Source organism: Scandinavium sp. UTDF21-P1B (genome assembly GCF_040750395.1).
In the GTDB taxonomy this organism is placed as follows: domain Bacteria; phylum Pseudomonadota; class Gammaproteobacteria; order Enterobacterales; family Enterobacteriaceae; genus Scandinavium.
The window spans coordinates 11326-29105 of the sequence record NZ_JBFLVD010000006.1; the positions used below are offsets into that span (position 1 = coordinate 11326).

Annotated in this window: 18 protein-coding genes; 10 read left to right on the top strand and 8 right to left on the bottom strand. The window is 55.3% G+C overall.

Annotation, left to right across the window (positions count from 1 at the left end; genetic code table 11):
* Positions 1–89 precede the first annotated feature (89 nt).
* Entirely contained in the window at positions 90–2963 is a 2874-nt protein-coding gene (gcvP, locus tag AB1287_RS02865) for an aminomethyl-transferring glycine dehydrogenase (RefSeq protein WP_435616884.1), read from the top strand.
* Positions 2964–3033: 70 nt separating this feature from the next.
* The gene (locus tag AB1287_RS02870; protein ID WP_435616885.1) at positions 3034–3777 is read left to right on the top strand and encodes an SDR family oxidoreductase; all 744 of its coding nucleotides are present in this window, start codon (positions 3034–3036) and stop codon (positions 3775–3777) included.
* Positions 3778–3898: 121 nt separating this feature from the next.
* Here the strand turns inward: AB1287_RS02870 and AB1287_RS02875 are convergent, their stop codons facing one another.
* Positions 3899–5332, bottom strand: a complete 1434-nt coding sequence (locus AB1287_RS02875; protein ID WP_312628621.1) for a 6-phospho-beta-glucosidase — start codon at positions 5330–5332, stop codon at positions 3899–3901.
* A gap of 119 nt (positions 5333–5451) precedes the next feature.
* Complete coding sequence (locus AB1287_RS02880; RefSeq protein WP_312628619.1) at positions 5452–6186, bottom strand: MurR/RpiR family transcriptional regulator; 735 nt, start codon at positions 6184–6186, stop codon at positions 5452–5454.
* A gap of 44 nt (positions 6187–6230) precedes the next feature.
* Between AB1287_RS02880 and yqfB the strand changes: the two genes are divergently transcribed.
* Entirely contained in the window at positions 6231–6542 is a 312-nt protein-coding gene (gene yqfB / locus AB1287_RS02885; RefSeq protein ID WP_312628617.1) for a N(4)-acetylcytidine aminohydrolase, read from the top strand.
* A gap of 157 nt (positions 6543–6699) precedes the next feature.
* Complete coding sequence (gene trhA / locus AB1287_RS02890; RefSeq protein ID WP_312628615.1) at positions 6700–7359, top strand: PAQR family membrane homeostasis protein TrhA; 660 nt, start codon at positions 6700–6702, stop codon at positions 7357–7359.
* 133 nt (positions 7360–7492) lie between these two features.
* On the opposite strand, the gene AB1287_RS02895 is transcribed toward trhA, so the two are convergent.
* From AB1287_RS02895 to ygfZ, 5 genes are all read right to left on the bottom strand, one after another.
* Positions 7493–8650: a hypothetical protein gene (locus tag AB1287_RS02895; RefSeq protein WP_435616886.1), complete on the bottom strand. Its 1158-nt coding sequence runs from the start codon at positions 8648–8650 to the stop codon at positions 7493–7495.
* Positions 8651–8668: 18 nt separating this feature from the next.
* The gene (locus AB1287_RS02900; protein ID WP_435616887.1) at positions 8669–8983 is read right to left on the bottom strand and encodes an AzlD domain-containing protein; all 315 of its coding nucleotides are present in this window, start codon (positions 8981–8983) and stop codon (positions 8669–8671) included.
* Positions 8980–9714, bottom strand: a complete 735-nt coding sequence (locus tag AB1287_RS02905; RefSeq protein ID WP_436799816.1) for an AzlC family ABC transporter permease — start codon at positions 9712–9714, stop codon at positions 8980–8982. Before AB1287_RS02905 ends, AB1287_RS02900 begins: the two co-directional genes overlap by 4 nt.
* A gap of 83 nt (positions 9715–9797) precedes the next feature.
* Positions 9798–10622, bottom strand: coding sequence for an AraC family transcriptional regulator (locus AB1287_RS02910; protein WP_312628612.1), 825 nt, complete (start codon positions 10620–10622; stop codon positions 9798–9800).
* A gap of 69 nt (positions 10623–10691) precedes the next feature.
* On the bottom strand, positions 10692–11675 hold the full coding sequence (ygfZ, locus tag AB1287_RS02915) for a tRNA-modifying protein YgfZ (RefSeq protein WP_435616888.1): 984 nt from the start codon (positions 11673–11675) through the stop codon (positions 10692–10694).
* Positions 11676–11922: 247 nt separating this feature from the next.
* Between ygfZ and sdhE the strand changes: the two genes are divergently transcribed.
* Both sdhE and AB1287_RS02925 read left to right on the top strand, forming a co-directional pair.
* The gene (sdhE, locus tag AB1287_RS02920) at positions 11923–12189 is read left to right on the top strand and encodes an FAD assembly factor SdhE (protein WP_312628610.1); all 267 of its coding nucleotides are present in this window, start codon (positions 11923–11925) and stop codon (positions 12187–12189) included.
* Positions 12170–12580: a protein YgfX gene (locus AB1287_RS02925; RefSeq protein ID WP_312628609.1), complete on the top strand. Its 411-nt coding sequence runs from the start codon at positions 12170–12172 to the stop codon at positions 12578–12580. Before sdhE ends, AB1287_RS02925 begins: the two co-directional genes overlap by 20 nt.
* Positions 12581–12587: 7 nt before the next feature.
* On the opposite strand, the gene fldB is transcribed toward AB1287_RS02925, so the two are convergent.
* On the bottom strand, positions 12588–13109 hold the full coding sequence (gene fldB / locus AB1287_RS02930; protein ID WP_312628607.1) for a flavodoxin FldB: 522 nt from the start codon (positions 13107–13109) through the stop codon (positions 12588–12590).
* A gap of 100 nt (positions 13110–13209) precedes the next feature.
* Here fldB and xerD point away from each other — a divergent pair, with 100 nt between their 5' ends.
* The 4 genes from xerD (at position 13210) to prfB (ending at position 17777) form a co-directional block, all read left to right on the top strand.
* On the top strand, positions 13210–14106 hold the full coding sequence (xerD, locus tag AB1287_RS02935) for a site-specific tyrosine recombinase XerD (RefSeq protein WP_312628605.1): 897 nt from the start codon (positions 13210–13212) through the stop codon (positions 14104–14106).
* A 28-nt stretch (positions 14107–14134) separates the two neighbouring features.
* Entirely contained in the window at positions 14135–14848 is a 714-nt protein-coding gene (gene dsbC / locus AB1287_RS02940) for a bifunctional protein-disulfide isomerase/oxidoreductase DsbC (protein WP_312628604.1), read from the top strand.
* 5 nt (positions 14849–14853) lie between these two features.
* A complete protein-coding gene (gene recJ, locus AB1287_RS02945; RefSeq protein ID WP_435616889.1) occupies positions 14854–16587 on the top strand; it encodes a single-stranded-DNA-specific exonuclease RecJ in 1734 nt (577 codons plus the stop codon).
* Between the two features lie 91 nt (positions 16588–16678).
* Positions 16679–17777, top strand: a protein-coding gene (gene prfB, locus AB1287_RS02950) for a peptide chain release factor 2 (RefSeq protein ID WP_312628600.1) whose coding sequence is annotated in 2 segments (ribosomal slippage) — positions 16679–16753 and positions 16755–17777 — 1098 coding nt in all. Because the reading frame shifts where the segments join, the coding sequence is not laid out codon by codon here.
* The last annotated feature ends 3 nt before the right edge of the window (positions 17778–17780 follow it).

Sequence of the window (17780 nt, forward strand, 5' to 3'; positions counted from 1 at the left end):
GTTTGTATGTAGGCCCGGTAAGCGCCAGCGCCGCCGGGCAGTTCATTTCAGAATCACCGATTCACCGCACGTTCCAGGAACCTTCGCTCATGACACAGACGTTAAGCCAGCTTGAAAATCGCGGCGCTTTTATCGAACGCCATATCGGCCCGGATGCGGCTCAGCAGCAGGAGATGCTGAACACCGTCGGCGCAGAATCATTAGACGCGCTGACCGGGCAGATCGTGCCGCAGGACATTCAGCTGGCGACGCCGCCGCAGGTCGGTGACGCCACCACAGAATTCGCGGCTCTTGCCGAGCTGAAAGCTATCGCCAGCCGCAACAAGCGCTTTAAGTCTTACATCGGCATGGGCTATACCGCTGTACAGCTGCCGCCGGTTATTCTGCGCAACATGCTGGAAAACCCGGGCTGGTACACCGCCTATACTCCCTATCAGCCGGAAGTGTCTCAGGGTCGCCTGGAAGCTTTACTGAACTACCAGACCGTTACCCTCGATTTGACCGGGCTGGATATCGCCTCCGCTTCACTGCTGGACGAAGCGACCGCCGCTGCCGAAGCGATGGCGATGGCAAAACGCGTAAGCAAGCTGAAAAATGCGAACCGCTTCTTCGTGGCTGCCGACATTCACCCGCAGACGCTCGACGTCGTGCGTACCCGTGCTGAAACCTTCGGCTTTGAGGTGATTGTTGATGATGCGGAAAAAGCCCTCGACCATCAGGACGTCTTCGGTGTGCTGTTACAGCAGGTGGGCACCACCGGCGAAGTGCATGACTACAGCAAACTGATCGACGAGCTGAAAGCTCGCAAAGTTATCGTCAGCGTCGCGGCGGATTTCATGGCGCTGGTGCTGCTGACGGCACCGGGCAAACAGGGCGCGGACATCGTGTTCGGTTCCGCGCAGCGCTTCGGCGTGCCGATGGGCTACGGCGGCCCGCACGCGGCATTCTTCGCGGCAAAAGATGAATTCAAACGCTCCATGCCTGGCCGTATTATCGGCGTGTCGAAAGACGCTGCCGGCAACACCGCGCTGCGCATGGCGATGCAGACCCGCGAGCAGCACATCCGCCGTGAGAAAGCGAACTCCAACATCTGTACCTCCCAGGTGCTACTGGCAAATATCGCCAGCCTGTACGCCGTCTTCCACGGCCCGGTTGGCCTGAAGCGTATTGCCAGCCGCATTCACCGTCTGACCGACATTCTGGCCGCAGGCCTGCAACAAAAAGGTCTGAAGCTGCGTCACGCCCACTATTTCGACACCCTGTGCGTGGAAGTGACCGACAAAGCTGCTGTGCTGGCACGTGCCGAAGCGGCAGAGATCAACCTGCGTAGCGATATCCATAATGCCGTCGGCATTACTCTTGATGAAACGACAACCCGCGAAGACGTGCTGGCGTTGTTTGCCGTGCTGCTGGGCGACAACCACGGCCTGAACGTGGAGACGCTGGATAAAGACGTAGCGCACGACAGCCGCTCCATTCCGCAGACGATGCTGCGTGAAGACGCGATTCTTACGCATCCGGTGTTCAACCGCTACCACAGCGAAACCGAGATGATGCGCTACATGCACTCGCTGGAGCGCAAAGATCTGGCGCTGAATCAGGCGATGATCCCGCTGGGATCCTGCACCATGAAGCTGAACGCCGCCGCAGAGATGATTCCGATCACCTGGCCGGAATTCGCCGAGCTGCATCCGTTCTGCCCGGCCGATCAGGCGGAAGGCTACCACCAGATGATCAACCAGCTTTCCGACTGGCTGGTGAAGCTGACCGGCTATGACGCGCTCTGCATGCAGCCTAACTCTGGTGCGCAGGGCGAATACGCGGGCCTGCTGGCGATTCGTCACTATCATGAAAGCCGTAATGAAGGCCATCGTGATATCTGCCTGATCCCAAGCTCAGCGCATGGCACCAACCCGGCTTCCGCGCAAATGGCGGGGATGCAGGTTGTGGTTGTTGCGTGTGACAAACAGGGCAATATCGATCTGGTCGATCTGCGTGCGAAAGCTGAGCAGAACGGGGCAAACCTCTCCTGCATCATGGTGACTTACCCGTCTACCCACGGCGTGTACGAAGAGACAATCCGTGAAGTGTGCGACATCGTGCATCAGCACGGCGGTCAGGTGTATCTCGACGGCGCAAACATGAATGCCCAGGTTGGCATTACTTCTCCGGGCTTTATCGGCGCGGACGTCTCGCACCTCAACCTGCATAAAACGTTCTGCATCCCACACGGTGGTGGCGGCCCGGGCATGGGCCCGATTGGTGTGAAAGCACATCTGGCGCCGTTCGTACCTGGTCACAGCGTGGTGCAAATTGAAGGAATGCTGACCCGCCAGGGCGCCGTTTCTGCGGCACCGTTCGGCAGCGCCTCCATTCTGCCGATCAGCTGGATGTACATCCGTATGATGGGTGCGGAAGGGCTGAAGCAGGCAAGCCAGGTGGCGATCCTCAATGCCAACTACATCGCGACTCGCCTGAAAGAAGCCTATCCGGTGCTGTACACCGGGCGCGATGGCCGCGTGGCGCACGAATGCATTCTCGATATCCGTCCTCTGAAGGAAGAGACCGGCATCAGCGAGCTGGATATTGCCAAGCGCCTGATCGATTACGGTTTCCACGCGCCGACCATGTCCTTCCCTGTCGCCGGTACGCTGATGGTGGAACCAACGGAATCCGAAAGCAAAGTGGAGCTCGATCGCTTCATCGATGCGATGCTGGCGATTCGCAGTGAAATCACCCGCGTGAAGCAGGGCGAGTGGACGCTGGAAGATAACCCGCTGGTCAACGCGCCGCACACGCAAAACGAGCTGGTGGCCGAGTGGCATCATGGCTACAGCCGTGAGCTGGCGGTGTTCCCGGCAGGTATGGCGAACAAATACTGGCCGACGGTTAAGCGTCTTGATGACGTTTACGGCGACCGCAATCTGTTCTGCTCCTGCGTGCCGATGAGCGAATATCAGTAATCGGGCTGGTGTAGTACTGTAGGCCGGGTAAGGCGAAGCCGCCACCCGGCTTTTTTATTGGGAGAAAAGAATGGGTATAGCACTGGTCACCGGCGCGAGCCGGGGCATCGGCAGGGCGACGGCGCTACAGCTGGCGCAGGAAGGCTACACCGTCGCAGTGAACTATCATCACAACATCACAGCTGCCACGCAGGTGGTGAATGAGATTGTCGAAATCGGTGGAAAAGCGTTAGCCGTACGGGCGGATATCAGCGATGAATCGCAGGTGATGACGATGTTTGACGCGCTAGACCGGGAAGGCGAACCGCTGACCGCGCTGGTCAACAACGCCGGGATCCTGTTTCAGCAAAGCACTATCGAGAACCTCACCGCCGAGCGCATCAACCATGTACTGGGGACGAACGTCACCGGCTATTTTCTTTGCTGCCGTGAAGCGGTGAAGCGAATGTCCCATAAGCACGGTGGGAAAGGCGGGGCGATTGTGAACGTCTCTTCCGCTGCATCGCGGCTGGGTGCACCGTTTGAGTATGTCGATTATGCGGCTTCCAAAGGCGCGGTCGATACGCTGACGACGGGGCTGGCGCTTGAGGTGGCGGCGCAGGGGATCCGCGTCAACTGCGTGCGCCCGGGCCTGATTTATACCGAAATGCATGCGTCTGGCGGAGAGCCTGGTCGAGTCGATCGCGTGAAGTCGATGCTGCCGATGCAGCGCGGCGGACAGCCGGAAGAGGTGGCGCAGGCTATCGTCTGGCTGCTGAGTGAGAAAGCTTCTTACGTGACGGGAAGCTTTATCGAAATGGCAGGCGGGAAATAAATGCCCGGTGGCGCTCAGCTTACCGGGCCTACAATTTTGTAGGCCGGTGCAAGCGTAGCGCCGCCCGGCATACCCGTATCCGTAGGCCGGATAAGGTGTTTACACCGCCATCCGGCAAAAATTAAAGATTTTCGCCGTTGCTGGCAATCACTGCCTTGTACCAGCTAAAGCTCTTCTTGCGCGAACGTGACATATCGCCGGTGCCGTCGTCGTGCTTGTTCACGTAGATAAAGCCGTAGCGCTTGCTGTACTGTCCGGTGGTGAAGGAGACGCAGTCGATGCAGCCCCATGGCGTATAGCCCATCAGCTCCACGCCGTCGTGGGTGACCGCCTTCATCATCTCTTCCACATGGGCACGGAGATAGTCGATGCGGTAATCGTCGTTGATGCTGCCGTCTGCCTCAACTTTATCGTATGCGCCGAAGCCGTTCTCCACGATAAACAGCGGTTTCTGGTAACGCTCATAGAGCTCGCACAGCGCATAGCGCAGGCCAACCGGGTCAATCTGCCAGCCCCAGTCGGACGCCTTTACGTGTGGGTTCGGCACGCTGCCTTCGAAGCCTGAAATTGCATCGCCGCTGCCGCCTTCAGCTTTTACCGCGTTGGTCATGTAATAGCTGAAGCCGAGGTAATCACAGGCACCTTCGCGCAGGATCTGCGCATCGCCTTCTTCCATTACGATGTTAAAGCCGCGACGCTCCCACTCGTTGAGGACGTAGGTCGGGTAGTAGCCGCGCAGCTGGACGTCGGTGAAGACATAGCGCTCACGCATGGATTCCTGAGCAAACATCATGTCTTCTGGTTTGCAGGAGAACGGGTAGAGCGGCACCATCGCCAGCATGCAGCCGACCTGCATGTCGGCATTGATCCGGCGCGCGGCTTTCACCGCCAGGGCGCTGGCAACAAACTGATGATGCAGCACCTGATACATCACCTCTTCCGGATTATCGTGTTCGGTGTAGACCACGCCGGAGCAGCAGTAGCCGAAAAGCGGCGCGCGCCAGTTGCGCTGGTTATTGATCTCGTTGAAGGTCATCCAGTATTTCACTTTGTGCTTGTAGCGCTCGAAGACCACTTCGGCGAAGCGCACAAAGAAATCAACCACTTTACGGTTGGTCCAGCCGCCGTATTCCTGTACCAGGTGCAGCGGCATCTCAAAGTGGGAAAGGGTAATGACCGGTTCGATGTTGTATTTCAGCAGTTCATCGAACATATCATCGTAGAATTTGAGCCCTTCTTCATTGGGTTGGGTTTCGTCACCTTTCGGGAAGATTCGTGTCCAGGCAATCGACGTACGGAAACATTTGAAGCCCATTTCAGCAAACAGCTTAATGTCTTCTTTGTAATGGCTGTAAAACTCCACTGCTTCGTGGTTCGGGTAGTATTTGCCCGGCACTACTTCCTGAGTGATTTCACGCGGCACACCGTGTGCGCCACCCGTCAGCACGTCGCAGATGCTTGGCCCTTTGCCGCCTTTGTTCCAGCCGCCTTCAACCTGATGCGCCGCCACCGCGCCGCCCCATAAAAAGTCTTTCGGTAAGGTTAATTTTTTCATCTTTATCGTTCCCGTGATATTGCTTATTGGGATCGAGTCTAACAAAGGAGATATAAATGTCACGATATAACAAATTCACCCGCAGGTAACTTGTTACATCCGAAAAACAGGGCGTTTTTTTATGCCAGTTTCTTCGCCAGTTTTCGTCCGAGGGTCTCGAGAATATAAATGACAGGAATTTGCGTTGTAATATCGTAAACGCCACCGATGCGAACCGGTGATATATGCCAGGAGATATTATAGTCGGCAAGTTTTGCCAGTCGGGAGTGCTCGTGGCTGGTGATGGAGAGCACCTTGCAGCGGTGAAGACTGAACTGACCGGCGAAGCGCAGGATCTCTTCCGTTTCCCCAGAAACGGAAAGCACAATTGCCAGCGCATTTTTGGCCATGTCATTCGTCACGGGAAAATAAGGGTCGTCAATATGGTTACTGAATTTCCCAACGTTTGAGAAAAATCGTGCGCCATATTTGGCTAACGCACCCGAGGTGCCCGCGCCGACAAAAATAATGCGTTCCGACGCCAGAATAATATCAACGGTGTCATCAATCAGTTTATCAAACTCATCATTATTAATACTTTTGAAAAAGCTGATCATTTCACTGGCAGCAACGTTACTTTGCTGCGTGTCATTTTGTTCCAGATAAAGCTTAAAGCGAACGCGAAATTCAGAATAGCCTTCACAGCTTAGCTTCCGGCAGAAGCGCAGCACCGTGGTGGTCGAGACACCCGCCGCGTCCGCCAGTTCGCGAATCGTCATATACATGACTTTGTCACGGTTTTTAATAACATACTGGTAGACCATCATCTCAAGATTGTTGAGACTGGCGATGGCGGCGTGGGAAAAAAGGCTCACGTTGGCAGGCACTCATCCGGCAAATTCAATACAGGAATCATATCATGGCCCCGAACGACATCACTTTTTTTCAGCGCTTTCAGGAAGACATTCTGGCCGGACGTAAAACCATCACGCTTCGCGATGCCAGTGAATCGCACTTTAAGGCCGGAGATGTGTTACGGGTGGGCCGCTTTGAGGACGATGGCTATTTTTGCACCATTCGGGTGACGGCTACTTCGCAGGTCACGATGGATACGCTGACGCAGCAGCATGCGCAGCAGGAGAATATGACGTTGACGGAGCTGAAATCGGTGATAGCCGAAATCTACCCGGGCCAGCAGCAGTTCTATGTGATTGAATTCGAGCGCATTTGATTTTAAGAAACATCTGTGAGGCGAAAATTAACTATAACTTTCTGATTTAAAAATGATTGTTGTTAAATGTATTTTTATTTTAGCGAACAGGTGTTCACTGGAATCATTCTCAGTTAGGCTAGTGATGCGTTAACGACTTTTCCTTTCGGAGCTCAGCATGGTTAGCAAACCACTCATTGCACAGGGTTACTCACCGGCGGAGGAAATCGCCAACAGCATCAGCCACGGTATCGGGCTGGTGTTCGGGATCGTTGGTCTTGTTTTACTGCTGGTTCAGGCGGTGGATGCAAACGCCAACGCTATGGCGATTACCAGCTACAGCCTGTACGGCGGCAGTATGATCCTGCTGTTTCTGGCCTCGACGCTGTACCATGCGGTGCCGTATCAGCGGGCCAAGCTGTGGCTGAAAAAATTCGACCACTGCGCTATCTATCTGCTGATTGCAGGAACGTATACGCCGTTTCTGCTGGTCGGGCTGGATTCAGCGCTGGCGCGCGGATTAATGATTGTTATCTGGAGCCTGGCGCTGCTCGGGATCCTGTTTAAGCTGACTATTGCACATCGCTTTAAAATTCTGTCGCTGGTGACCTATCTCACGATGGGCTGGTTATCGCTGATCGTGGTGTATCAGCTGGCGGTGAAGCTTTCGGTCGGTGGCGTTACGCTGCTGGCGGCAGGCGGAGTAGTCTATTCGCTGGGGGTGATTTTCTACGTCTGCAAGCGCATCCCATACAATCACGCCATCTGGCATGGCTTCGTACTCGGTGGGAGCGTGTGCCATTTCCTGGCGATTTATCTTTACGTCGGGAAGGTTTAAGCCGTTTTCAGGCGAAAAAAATCCCGATCGTCAGCCGTATACGCTCTGACGATCGGGCGGTCAATGACCATTAACAACACCAGGGGTTAATGCCAGCGACCAAAAGGCCAAAGGCACTAATTCAGACACAGGGTTAATTCAGTCGATAGGCCAGGGTATCGATTTCAATTTCAGGCGACTCGCTCAGCGAGTTGAGCACATAATCCAGCGCGTTATGCACACCCCAGATATCGATGTAGTCATAACGTTCCTGAGCGGATAGTTTCTGCGCGTGTAACTCACGCAGGCGGGCATAGTCATACCACTGACGCACGCTGCCATGGCGGTGATGCCAGTCGTGGCAGACCAGAGAGCCCTGGACAAACAGCATTCGGCAGGGCAGGTGCACAAACAGGTGCATTGCAACCCACTGGCCCCAGTGCCCCCAATGCTTAACGCTGAAATCGGGCGGGCACTTCGAGCCGCAGAATCGTGCCAGGCAGTTATTGATATGGCTGTCGCGCACCGACTCTCCTTCCTGACGTACTCGCCACACGTGCTCCGTCAGCAGATGCATCAGCGAGGCCATCTGGTAAAGCACAATAAAAGGCATCAGCAGAATCAGGAGCGTGCCGAGCGGGCCCGCGAAGTAGCCCAGCACACCCAGCGTGGCGAACCAAACCAGCGTCATCATCAGACGATAAAACGGCACGCCAACCAGGTTGGATTTCACCCGGCCATACAAAAACACCAGATGGAATTTCGGGCTGATTAACGTCAGCAGCAGGCGGGCGTACAGCGCGGGTTTCGTTTTGCCGGGCGTGAAACCGAGCTGATAAATCGCCGCCAGATCTTTATCCTCGAAGGTAGAAAACTCGCGGCCATGGTGTTCGTAAACGTGGAACTGGCGATAGGACTCATAAGGCTGAACGATAAACAGGGTCGACAGGACTTCGCACAGTGCCTTATTCACCTTCTGCGATTTATACAGATGACCGTGGACGCCATGGTGAATAATGGTTGCCACGATGTAGCGGGCGCCGGAAACGGAAAAAAGCGCGCCAACCAGCCAGCAGAGGATTTGTCCGGCGGTGTTTTGAATGTGCATTGCAGAAAGTGTGGTCAGCGCTACGCCCAATGCTACCCAGCTTAGTGACCACATTACCATTTCGGTTGAGCTGCTTTGCCAGAGAGGCTTGCGCTCTGGCAGCTCTTTTCCCGTAAGCCACGTCCACACGCCCTGTAAAGGCAGAATTTCATATGAACGCCTGATTTCCGTAGACTGGTGATATCCTTTAACTGGACGGCGCATAATCACTCCCGTTGTGACCTATTGTAGAAAATGGTTAATGAGATAAAACACTGCGAGGCTTAATAATACCGCGCTGACAATATTGCGGATTAATAAGGCAATAATGACGCTGGATATCGCCCCGAGAAAATACGGGTTGAGCGGGAATTCACGCACCACACCGTGATCCATCAAAATAATCGGCCCGCAAATTGCGGTCAGTAAACAAGGTGCGGAATACTTAAGCGCTTTATTAATAATGACCGGTATTTTCAGCGGTACATTCGGTTCCAGAAACACATAGCGATTAAAAAAGACGATGGCGGCAAGGGGCAAAATCAGAAACCAGCTCATTGTTTCTCCTTAATCATCGCCGAGATAGCCACGGAAGAGAACATGCCCGTCAGGCCCGCCAGAACGATGGCGCCCTCTACCTGGCAATAGCTCAGGATCATCGACAGCACCAGTGAAATGCCGACGCCCGCCAGGGTACTTATTTTTTTTATCATCGGCACCACAATGGTAATAAACGTGGCAACGATGGAATAATCGAGATGGTACTTATCAAGGTCAGGCACAGAAGAGGCCATGACAATACCTATCAGGCTGAAAATATTCCACGACAAATAAAAGGTCAGCCCGGCGCCGATCATATACCCCGGCGTTAATTCTGTTCGCTTATTTTTTGTTTCGCTGAGGGCGAACAACTCATCGGTTAACAGAAAGCCAATTGGCAGGCGTAATTTTGTTTTCAGGCATGAAACAAATTCCCGCAGCGTCAGGCCATAAATAAAATGCTGAGAGGTGATAAAAAAGACCGAGACAATAATCGTTAATACGCTCGCGCCGGTCATGGTTAGCCCGAGCGTCACCAGCTGTGCCGCACCCGCGAAAACAATCGCTGACATACCCACGCTTTGCCAGAACGTCAGGCCAGCCTGGATAGCCATCGAACCCGCAAGGATCCCCCACGGGATCACGGAAACGCAGAGCGGCAGCATTTCTACTGCGCCGCGCATGAAGGATGAACGCGGTGAACCTTGCAGCTCATTGTACGCGCTGGACTCAACGATGGCTTTTCTCATGGATTACGCTAACTGGCTGTAACTGACGTGCCGTTAACGCTATCGAACCTGCGAAGGGGTGTATTGAATGTTATTGCTCAGCCTCAGGCCTTAATAAATTCGCCCGGCGTCAGGCCAATGGAGTTCTTAAAATGGCGGTGGAAGTGGCTCTGATCGGTGAATCCACAAAGGATTGACGTATCAAGAATAGTGAGCCCCTGGCGCAGCAGCGTGCGGGCTTTTCGCAGCCGGGCCTGTACCAGATAAGCGTGGGGCGTCATCCCCGTAATGAGCTTGAACTGGCGCAAAAAATGCCAGTGGCTGAGCCCCGCCAGCTCGGCCAGCCGGGTCAGAGTATGGTCCTCTTCCGGACAGCTATCCATGAAGTCTTTCGCCCGCAAAATGCGTTGGGTTGCCGCAGGTAATTCAAGAGGGGGCTTGCGGGTGCGGCTATAGCGGACGCTAAGGAGGGTGAGCGACGAAAGTAGCAGAGTCTCCTTCAGCAGGTTGTTCCCTTCTTTATCGAGCATGCTAAAGGTCAGCAAAAGTTGCTCTGAAAGCCCAGGGTCGTGGATCACGGCATCCGGAAACCAGGGCACAAAATCTTTGCCGTCAGGCACCTGACGCAGAATGTTGTTCAGCATATCCGGGTGCGGATAGATCGCGCGATAAGCCCAGCCGTGCTCCAGCTCAGAGCTGCCGGTGTGCACGTCATCGGCGTTGACGATGATGATGTCTCCGCGAGGAGCAACGTGCTCTGCACCTGAACGATAAAAGCGCTGTGCGCCCTGGTCGATGACGCCGATGCAGAACGTATCGTGGACGTGACGGGCGAAGCGCTGCTTGTAATAGCGTGCCTGAAGCATGTCGAGGCCACCGAGGGCATCAACGCGGTGGAAATGGGTTTGTTCTTTGATTTTTAGTTTCATTCACCCCTCCGCCTTCGCTTTGTATAAAATTGCTGTCGCCGGGACGAAATATTCCCGGCGATGAGTCAATTACGCCTCTTCGAGTGAATACGGGAGGGGTTCAATGCGCAGTGAACCGGCATCTTCACGCACGCGGAAGACGCTGTCTGGCTCCATATCGTTATTCATGACTGCCTGAACCCGCACGCTACCGTCATCTAACTGAACGGCGGCGAGCACGGTACCGGTACGACGCCAGTTTTCACCCATTTTCAGTTCAAGATCTTCACCGGCTTCCGGCACGCGGCTGGCGCTGCCTGCCAGGGACCAGAGTGCGCGCTTGTTAGCGCCACGGAATTTGGCGCGAGCGACCATTTCCTGACCGGTGTAGCAGCCTTTCTTAAAGCTGATGCCACCGAGCGCCTGAATATTGGTGGCCTGAGGAATAAACTGCGCGCTGTTCGCGCTGTCGATCACCGGCAGGCCAGCCTCAATATTGAGGGCCAGCCACTGCTGGCTGTTGTTCAGCGCCGCTTCGCCGCGCAGCGCATCCGTCACGCGTTGTGCAGTCTCTTCACTGACAACCAGCAGGAAGCGCTCGGCAGGGTGTTCGAACCACAGCAGAGTGCTGTCGCCGTCACGCGCGGCCTGGTTTTCGCCGTCTGGCAGGGTGGAAAAGAGGTTTGCCAGCGCCGCACGGGCCTGAAAACCGGCTACGCCCAGGAGTACTCGTGCATTGTCTGGCACGATACTGACTTTGGAAAAGATGGCGTATTTATTCAGCTCGGTCAGCTGAGCGTCACGTACGTTTCGGCGTTCAATCCAGGCAAAGCCTTCTGGTTCGCGGAACAGGCGTAAATTGCTCCACATTTTGCCTTTGGCATCGCAGTGCGCCGCCAGTAAGTGCTGATGGTCCGTCATTTGTGCGACGTCCGCTGTCACCTGGCCTTGCAGATAGCTTTCGCTGTCTTTGCCGGTAATGGTCGCCAGCGCCCAGTCATCAAGAGACATCAGCGTTAACGGCAAACGGGCAGAAGAAGAGGGCTGACGAGGAGGAAAAGGAGTAAAAGCCATAATCATGTCCTGAATAGCTTAACGCAGTGTTAATGACTAATGGTAAAAGAGCTATTGCGCATTGCAAGCGCTTTCCGAAGACCATTTGTGCCATTATTCTGTTTCGCGAGGCGGCGTGGAAAATAAAGTAATTCCATGTAATCAATGTGGAATGTCTCTGGAATTGCGCCGCAATAAGCAATATTCCTGTAAAGTAAGTGAAAAAAACGCGTTAAACTACTCAATATCGACTGTCAGGAAGGACAACATGGACATCAACAACAAAGCCCGTATTCATTGGGCGTGCCGTCGGGGAATGCGTGAACTCGATATTTCGATCATGCCCTTTTTTGAGTACGAATATGAAACGCTCAGCGACGACGATAAAGCGCTGTTTATTCGCCTTCTGGAGTGCGACGACCCGGATTTGTTTAACTGGCTGATGAATCACGGCAAGCCAGCGGATGCTGAACTTCAGCGGATGGTGCAACTTATTCAGACACGGAATCGGGAACGTGGTCCTGTGGCAATCTGATCTACGCGTCTCGTGGCGCGCACAGTGGGTCTCTTTATTACTCCACGGTATGGTGGCGGCTTTTATATTGCTGATACCCTGGCCGTTGAGCTATACCCCGTTGTGGCTTCTGCTGCTGTCGCTGGTGGTGTTTGACTGCGTTCGCAGCCAGCGGCGTATTAATGCCAGCCAGGGTGAGATCAAACTGCTGATGGATTCTCGCGTGCGCTGGCAAAACCAGGAGTGGGATTTGCTCGGTACGCCCTGGGTGCTCAAGAGTGGGATGATGCTACGTTTACGTCGGATTGATGGACGCAAGCGTACGCACCTGTGGCTGGCGGCGGACAGCATGGATGCCGGGGAGTGGCGGGATTTGCGGCGGACCATTTTGCAACAGCCCGCTCAGCAGTAGCGGTATATCAGGAGAACTGCTCGGCCATTTCGCCGAGGATTTGCTCGCACCAGGCCTGAATGCGGTCGTCGCTCAGGTCATACTGGTTGGTTTCGTCCAGCGCCAGGCCGACAAACAGCTGGCCGTCCGCGATGACGGGTTTCGGGCTGGTGAATTCGTATCCTTCCGTTGGCCAGTAGCCAATGAATTTCACCGCCTTGCCGGCAAGTTTGTCATGCAGCATACCTAACGCATCCAGGAACCACTCGCCGTAGCCCAACTGATCGCCCATGCCGTAAAGCGCCACGATTTTCCCATCAAGATTAAGGTTATCCAGCTCAGCCCAAATAGCTTCCCAATCCTCCTGGATTTCACCAAAATCCCAGGTCGGGATGCCGAGGATCAGGACGTCGTACTGTTCCATCAGCTGTGGGGAATCGTCTTTCAGGTTGTGCAACGTCACCAGCTCTGCGCCAATAATGTCGCGGATCTTCTCCGCGGCCATTTCGGTATAACAGGTGCTGGAGCCGTAAAAGAGGCCAATTTTCATCGCGAAAACTCTCAGTGCTTGCTATGACTTTGCGCTAGTGTATCAGAAAGGTATTGCCTTAAGGCATAATGAGGCCGTTGGCTGGCTCCAGGAGGCACATATGGAAAAGGATCTCGCGCAAATCGAACATTTTCTCGATGCGCTTTGGCTGGAGAAAAACCTCGCCGAGAACACGCTCAGCGCCTACCGCCGCGATTTAACGATGCTCATTGAATGGCTGTACAAGCACGGCCTGAACAGCGAAACAGTGCAGCACACCGATCTGCAACTTCTGCTGGCAGAGCGTGTCGAAGGGGGCTATAAGGCCACCAGCTCGGCCCGTTTGTTGAGCGCCATGCGTCGCTTTTTTCAGCATTTGTATCGCGAAAAAGTACGCCAGGACGATCCGAGCGCGCGGCTGGCTTCGCCGAAGTTGCCACAGCGTTTGCCCAAAGATCTGAGCGAAGCACAGGTTGAAAGATTGCTACAGTCACCGCTGGTTGACCAACCGCTTGAGTTGCGCGATAAAGCGATGCTCGAAGTGCTTTACGCCACGGGCCTGCGCGTGTCGGAACTGGTGGGGCTGACGATGAGCGATATCAGCTTACGCCAGGGCGTGGTGAGGGTTATCGGTAAAGGCAACAAAGAACGGCTGGTGCCGCTCGGTGAAGAAGCCGTGTACTGGCTGGAGAATTACCTTGAATACGGTCGGCCCTGGTTGCTAAACGGTGTGTCGATTGATGTGCTGTTCCCGAGCCAGCGCGCCCAGCAGATGACGCGTCAGACGTTCTGGCACCGCATCAAACACTATGCATTGCTTGCGGGCATCGACAGCGAAAAGCTGTCGCCCCACGTGCTGCGGCACGCCTTTGCCACGCATCTGCTCAACCACGGCGCGGATTTGCGCGTGGTGCAAATGCTGCTGGGGCACAGCGATCTTTCAACAACGCAGATTTATACGCACGTTGCTACGGAACGGCTGCGGCAACTTCATCAACAGCATCACCCTCGTGCGTGAGCTGAAAACGAAACAGACAGGAAAGGTTATGAAAAAAGGTTTAGCGATGTTCTCTCTGCTGGCGGCTGCACTTTGCGGTACCGCTCAGGCTGACGATGCCGCCATTCAGCAGTCGCTGGCGAAGCTGGGCGTGCAGAGCACGGACATTCAGTCATCCCCGGTTGCAGGCATGAAAACGGTGCTGACCAACAGCGGCGTGCTGTACGTGACCGAAGACGGGAAGCACATCATCCAGGGACCAATGTACGACGTCAGCGGCGCAAGCCCGGTCAACGTGACCAACAAGCTGCTGATGGGCAAGCTGAACGCGCTGGAAAAAGAGATGATTGTCTACAAGGCTCCGCAGGAAAAGCATGTGATTACCGTGTTCACCGACATCACCTGCGGTTACTGCCACAAGCTGCATGAAGAAATGAAAGACTATAACGCGCTGGGTATTACCGTGCGCTATCTGGCTTTCCCGCGCGCAGGCGTGCAGAGCCAGCCTGAGCAGGACATGAAAGCCATCTGGTGCGCGAAAGATCGCAACAAAGCCTTTGATGACGCCATGGACGGTAAAGGCGTTCAGCCTGCCAGCTGTGACATCAACATCGCCAACCACTACGCACTGGGCGTGCAGTTTGGCGTGAACGGCACGCCAGCCGTTGTGCTGAACGATGGCTACGTGGTTCCGGGCTATCAGGCGCCGAAAGAGATGAAAGCCTTCCTCGACGAGCATCAGAAACAGACCAGCGGTAAATAAGCGGCGTGAAACAGCAGATACAACTTCGCCGCCGGGAGGTTAACCTTTCGGCGCAGCTGCCTGCGGATCTCCCGCCATTGCTTCAGCGGCTTTACGCCAGCCGTGGCGTGCTGAGCGCGGCCGATCTGGAACGTAGCGTTAAAGGAATGCTGCCGTGGCAGCAGCTCTCCGGCATAGAGAAGGCCGTTGAAATGCTTTATGACGCTCTCCGTGAAGGCGTGCGGATTGTCGTGGTGGGTGATTTTGACGCTGATGGCGCAACCAGTACCGCGCTTAGCGTGCTGGGGCTGCGCCAGCTTGGCTGCAGCAATGTCACCTACCTGGTGCCGAACCGGTTTGAAGACGGCTACGGTCTGAGTCCGGAAGTGGTCGATCAGGCCCACGCGCGTGGCGCACAGCTCATTATGACCGTCGACAACGGCATCTCTTCTCACGCAGGTGTTGAACGCGCCCATGCGCTTGGCATTCCCGTGCTGGTGACCGATCACCACCTGCCGGGCGATACGCTGCCTGATGCAGAAGCCATCATTAACCCAAATCTGCGCGACTGTGATTTCCCGTCGAAATCGCTGGCGGGCGTTGGCGTCGCTTTTTATCTGATGCTGGCGCTGCGCACCCACCTGCGTGATAAAGGCTGGTTTGAGGCGCAGGGCATTGCCATTCCGAATCTGGCTGAGCTACTGGATCTGGTAGCCCTTGGCACCGTGGCGGACGTCGTGCCGCTGGACGCCAACAACCGCATTCTGACGTGGCAGGGCCTGAGCCGTATCCGCGCCGGGAAGTGTCGGCCCGGCATTAAAGCGCTGCTGGAAGTCTCAAACCGCGATGCGCAGAAGCTGGCGGCAAGCGATCTTGGCTTTGCGCTTGGCCCGCGCCTGAACGCAGCTGGTCGCCTGGATGATATGTCCGTTGGCGTGGCGCTGTTGCTCAGCGACAACATTGGCGAAGCGCGGCAGCTGGCCAACGAACTGGATGCGCTGAACCAGACGCGCAAAGAGATTGAGCAGGGCATGCAGGCGGAAGCGCTGACGCTGTGCGAGAAGCTTGAACGCAGCAGCGAAACGCTGCCGGGCGGTCTTGCGATGTATCATCCAGAGTGGCATCAGGGCGTGGTGGGTATTCTGGCTTCACGCATTAAAGAGCGCTTCCATCGCCCGGTGATTGCGTTTGCCCCTGCGGGTGACGGCACGCTTAAAGGCTCTGGCCGTTCGATTCAGGGTCTGCACATGCGTGATGCGCTCGAGCGGCTCGACACGCTCTGTCCCGGTATGATGATCAAGTTCGGTGGGCATGCGATGGCGGCTGGTCTGTCGCTGGAAGAGGCCCGCTTTGACGAATTCCAGCTGCGTTTTGGCGAGCTGGTGACCGAGTGGTTAGATCCGGCACTCCTGCAAGGCGAAGTGGTGTCCGACGGTCCGCTTGCGGCGTCTGATATGACCATGGAGACGGCGCAGCTGTTGCGCGATGCGGGGCCGTGGGGGCAGATGTTCCCGGAACCGCTGTTTGACGGTCGCTTTAAGCTTCTTCAGCAGCGCCTGGTGGGTGAGCGACATTTGAAGGTGATGGTGGAGCCGGTGGGCGGTGGTCCGCTGCTGGACGGTATCGCGTTTAACGTCGATACCGCTTGCTGGCCAGACAACGGCGTGCGCGAAGTGGAACTGGCCTACAAGCTGGACATCAACGAGTTTCGCGGAAACCGCAGCCTGCAACTGATCATCGACAATATCTGGCCAATTTAGCGTCAGGATTCCCTATAAAAAAGGGCGGAGATCCGTTAAAATCCCGCTCTTATCACCGCATTTTGACAAGCCCAAAAAAAGATAATCGACCATGTTTGAAATTAATCCGGTAAAAAATCGCATTCAGGACCTCACGGAGCGCTCTGACGTTCTTAGGGGGTATCTTTGACTATGATGCCAAGAAAGAGCGTCTGGAAGAAGTAAACGCCGAGCTGGAACAGCCGGACGTCTGGAACGAACCTGAGCGCGCACAGGCGCTGGGCAAAGAACGTTCCTCGCTGGAAGCCATCGTCGACACGCTCGATCAGATGTCTCAGGGGCTGGAAGACGTCTCTGGCCTGCTGGAGCTGGCCGTTGAAGCCGATGACGAAGAGACCTTCAACGAAGCCGTCGCCGAACTCGATCTGCTCGACGAAAAACTGGCTCAGCTTGAATTCCGCCGCATGTTCTCCGGTGAATACGACAGCGCCGACTGCTACCTTGACATTCAGGCAGGCTCCGGCGGTACCGAAGCTCAGGACTGGGCCAGCATGCTGATGCGTATGTATCTGCGCTGGGCGGAAGCACGCGGTTTCAAAACAGAGATTATTGAAGAGTCCGAAGGTGAAGTCGCGGGTATCAAATCCGTGACCATTCGCATTCAGGGCGAATACGCATTTGGCTGGCTGCGTACCGAAACGGGCGTTCACCGCCTGGTCCGTAAGAGTCCGTTTGACTCCGGCGGTCGTCGCCACACGTCGTTCAGCTCCGCGTTTGTCTACCCGGAAGTCGATGACGACATCGATATCGAAATTAATCCAGCAGATCTGCGTATCGACGTGTACCGCGCCTCCGGTGCCGGTGGTCAGCACGTTAACCGTACAGAATCTGCGGTACGTATTACCCACATTCCAACCAACACCGTTACTCAGTGCCAGAACGACCGTTCGCAGCATAAGAACAAAGATCAGGCCATGAAGCAGATGAAAGCGAAGCTGTACGAGCTGGAAATGCAGAAGAAAAATGCTGAGAAGCAGGCGGCGGAAGAAAACAAATCGGATATCGGCTGGGGCAGCCAGATTCGTTCATACGTACTGGACGATTCCCGTATCAAAGACCTGCGCACCGGGGTTGAAACCCGCAATACGCAGGCGGTACTGGACGGCAGCCTCGACCAGTTTATCGAAGCTAGTTTGAAAGCAGGGTTATGAGGA

Coding starts and splice junctions, on each gene's coding strand:
- yqfB (WP_312628617.1), top strand. CDS start 6,231: ATGGCCCCGAACGACATCACTTTTTTTCAGCGCTTTCAGGAAGACATT.
- dsbC (WP_312628604.1), top strand. CDS start 14,135: ATGAAAAAAGGTTTAGCGATGTTCTCTCTGCTGGCGGCTGCACTTTGC.
- fldB (WP_312628607.1), bottom strand. CDS start 13,109: ATGAAAATTGGCCTCTTTTACGGCTCCAGCACCTGTTATACCGAAATG.
- AB1287_RS02905 (WP_436799816.1), bottom strand. CDS start 9,714: ATGAGAAAAGCCATCGTTGAGTCCAGCGCGTACAATGAGCTGCAAGGT.
- AB1287_RS02895 (WP_435616886.1), bottom strand. CDS start 8,650: ATGCGCCGTCCAGTTAAAGGATATCACCAGTCTACGGAAATCAGGCGT.
- AB1287_RS02900 (WP_435616887.1), bottom strand. CDS start 8,983: ATGAGCTGGTTTCTGATTTTGCCCCTTGCCGCCATCGTCTTTTTTAAT.
- trhA (WP_312628615.1), top strand. CDS start 6,700: ATGGTTAGCAAACCACTCATTGCACAGGGTTACTCACCGGCGGAGGAA.
- gcvP (WP_435616884.1), top strand. CDS start 90: ATGACACAGACGTTAAGCCAGCTTGAAAATCGCGGCGCTTTTATCGAA.
- sdhE (WP_312628610.1), top strand. CDS start 11,923: ATGGACATCAACAACAAAGCCCGTATTCATTGGGCGTGCCGTCGGGGA.
- ygfZ (WP_435616888.1), bottom strand. CDS start 11,675: ATGGCTTTTACTCCTTTTCCTCCTCGTCAGCCCTCTTCTTCTGCCCGT.
- AB1287_RS02870 (WP_435616885.1), top strand. CDS start 3,034: ATGGGTATAGCACTGGTCACCGGCGCGAGCCGGGGCATCGGCAGGGCG.
- AB1287_RS02875 (WP_312628621.1), bottom strand. CDS start 5,332: ATGAAAAAATTAACCTTACCGAAAGACTTTTTATGGGGCGGCGCGGTG.
- AB1287_RS02910 (WP_312628612.1), bottom strand. CDS start 10,622: ATGAAACTAAAAATCAAAGAACAAACCCATTTCCACCGCGTTGATGCC.
- xerD (WP_312628605.1), top strand. CDS start 13,210: ATGGAAAAGGATCTCGCGCAAATCGAACATTTTCTCGATGCGCTTTGG.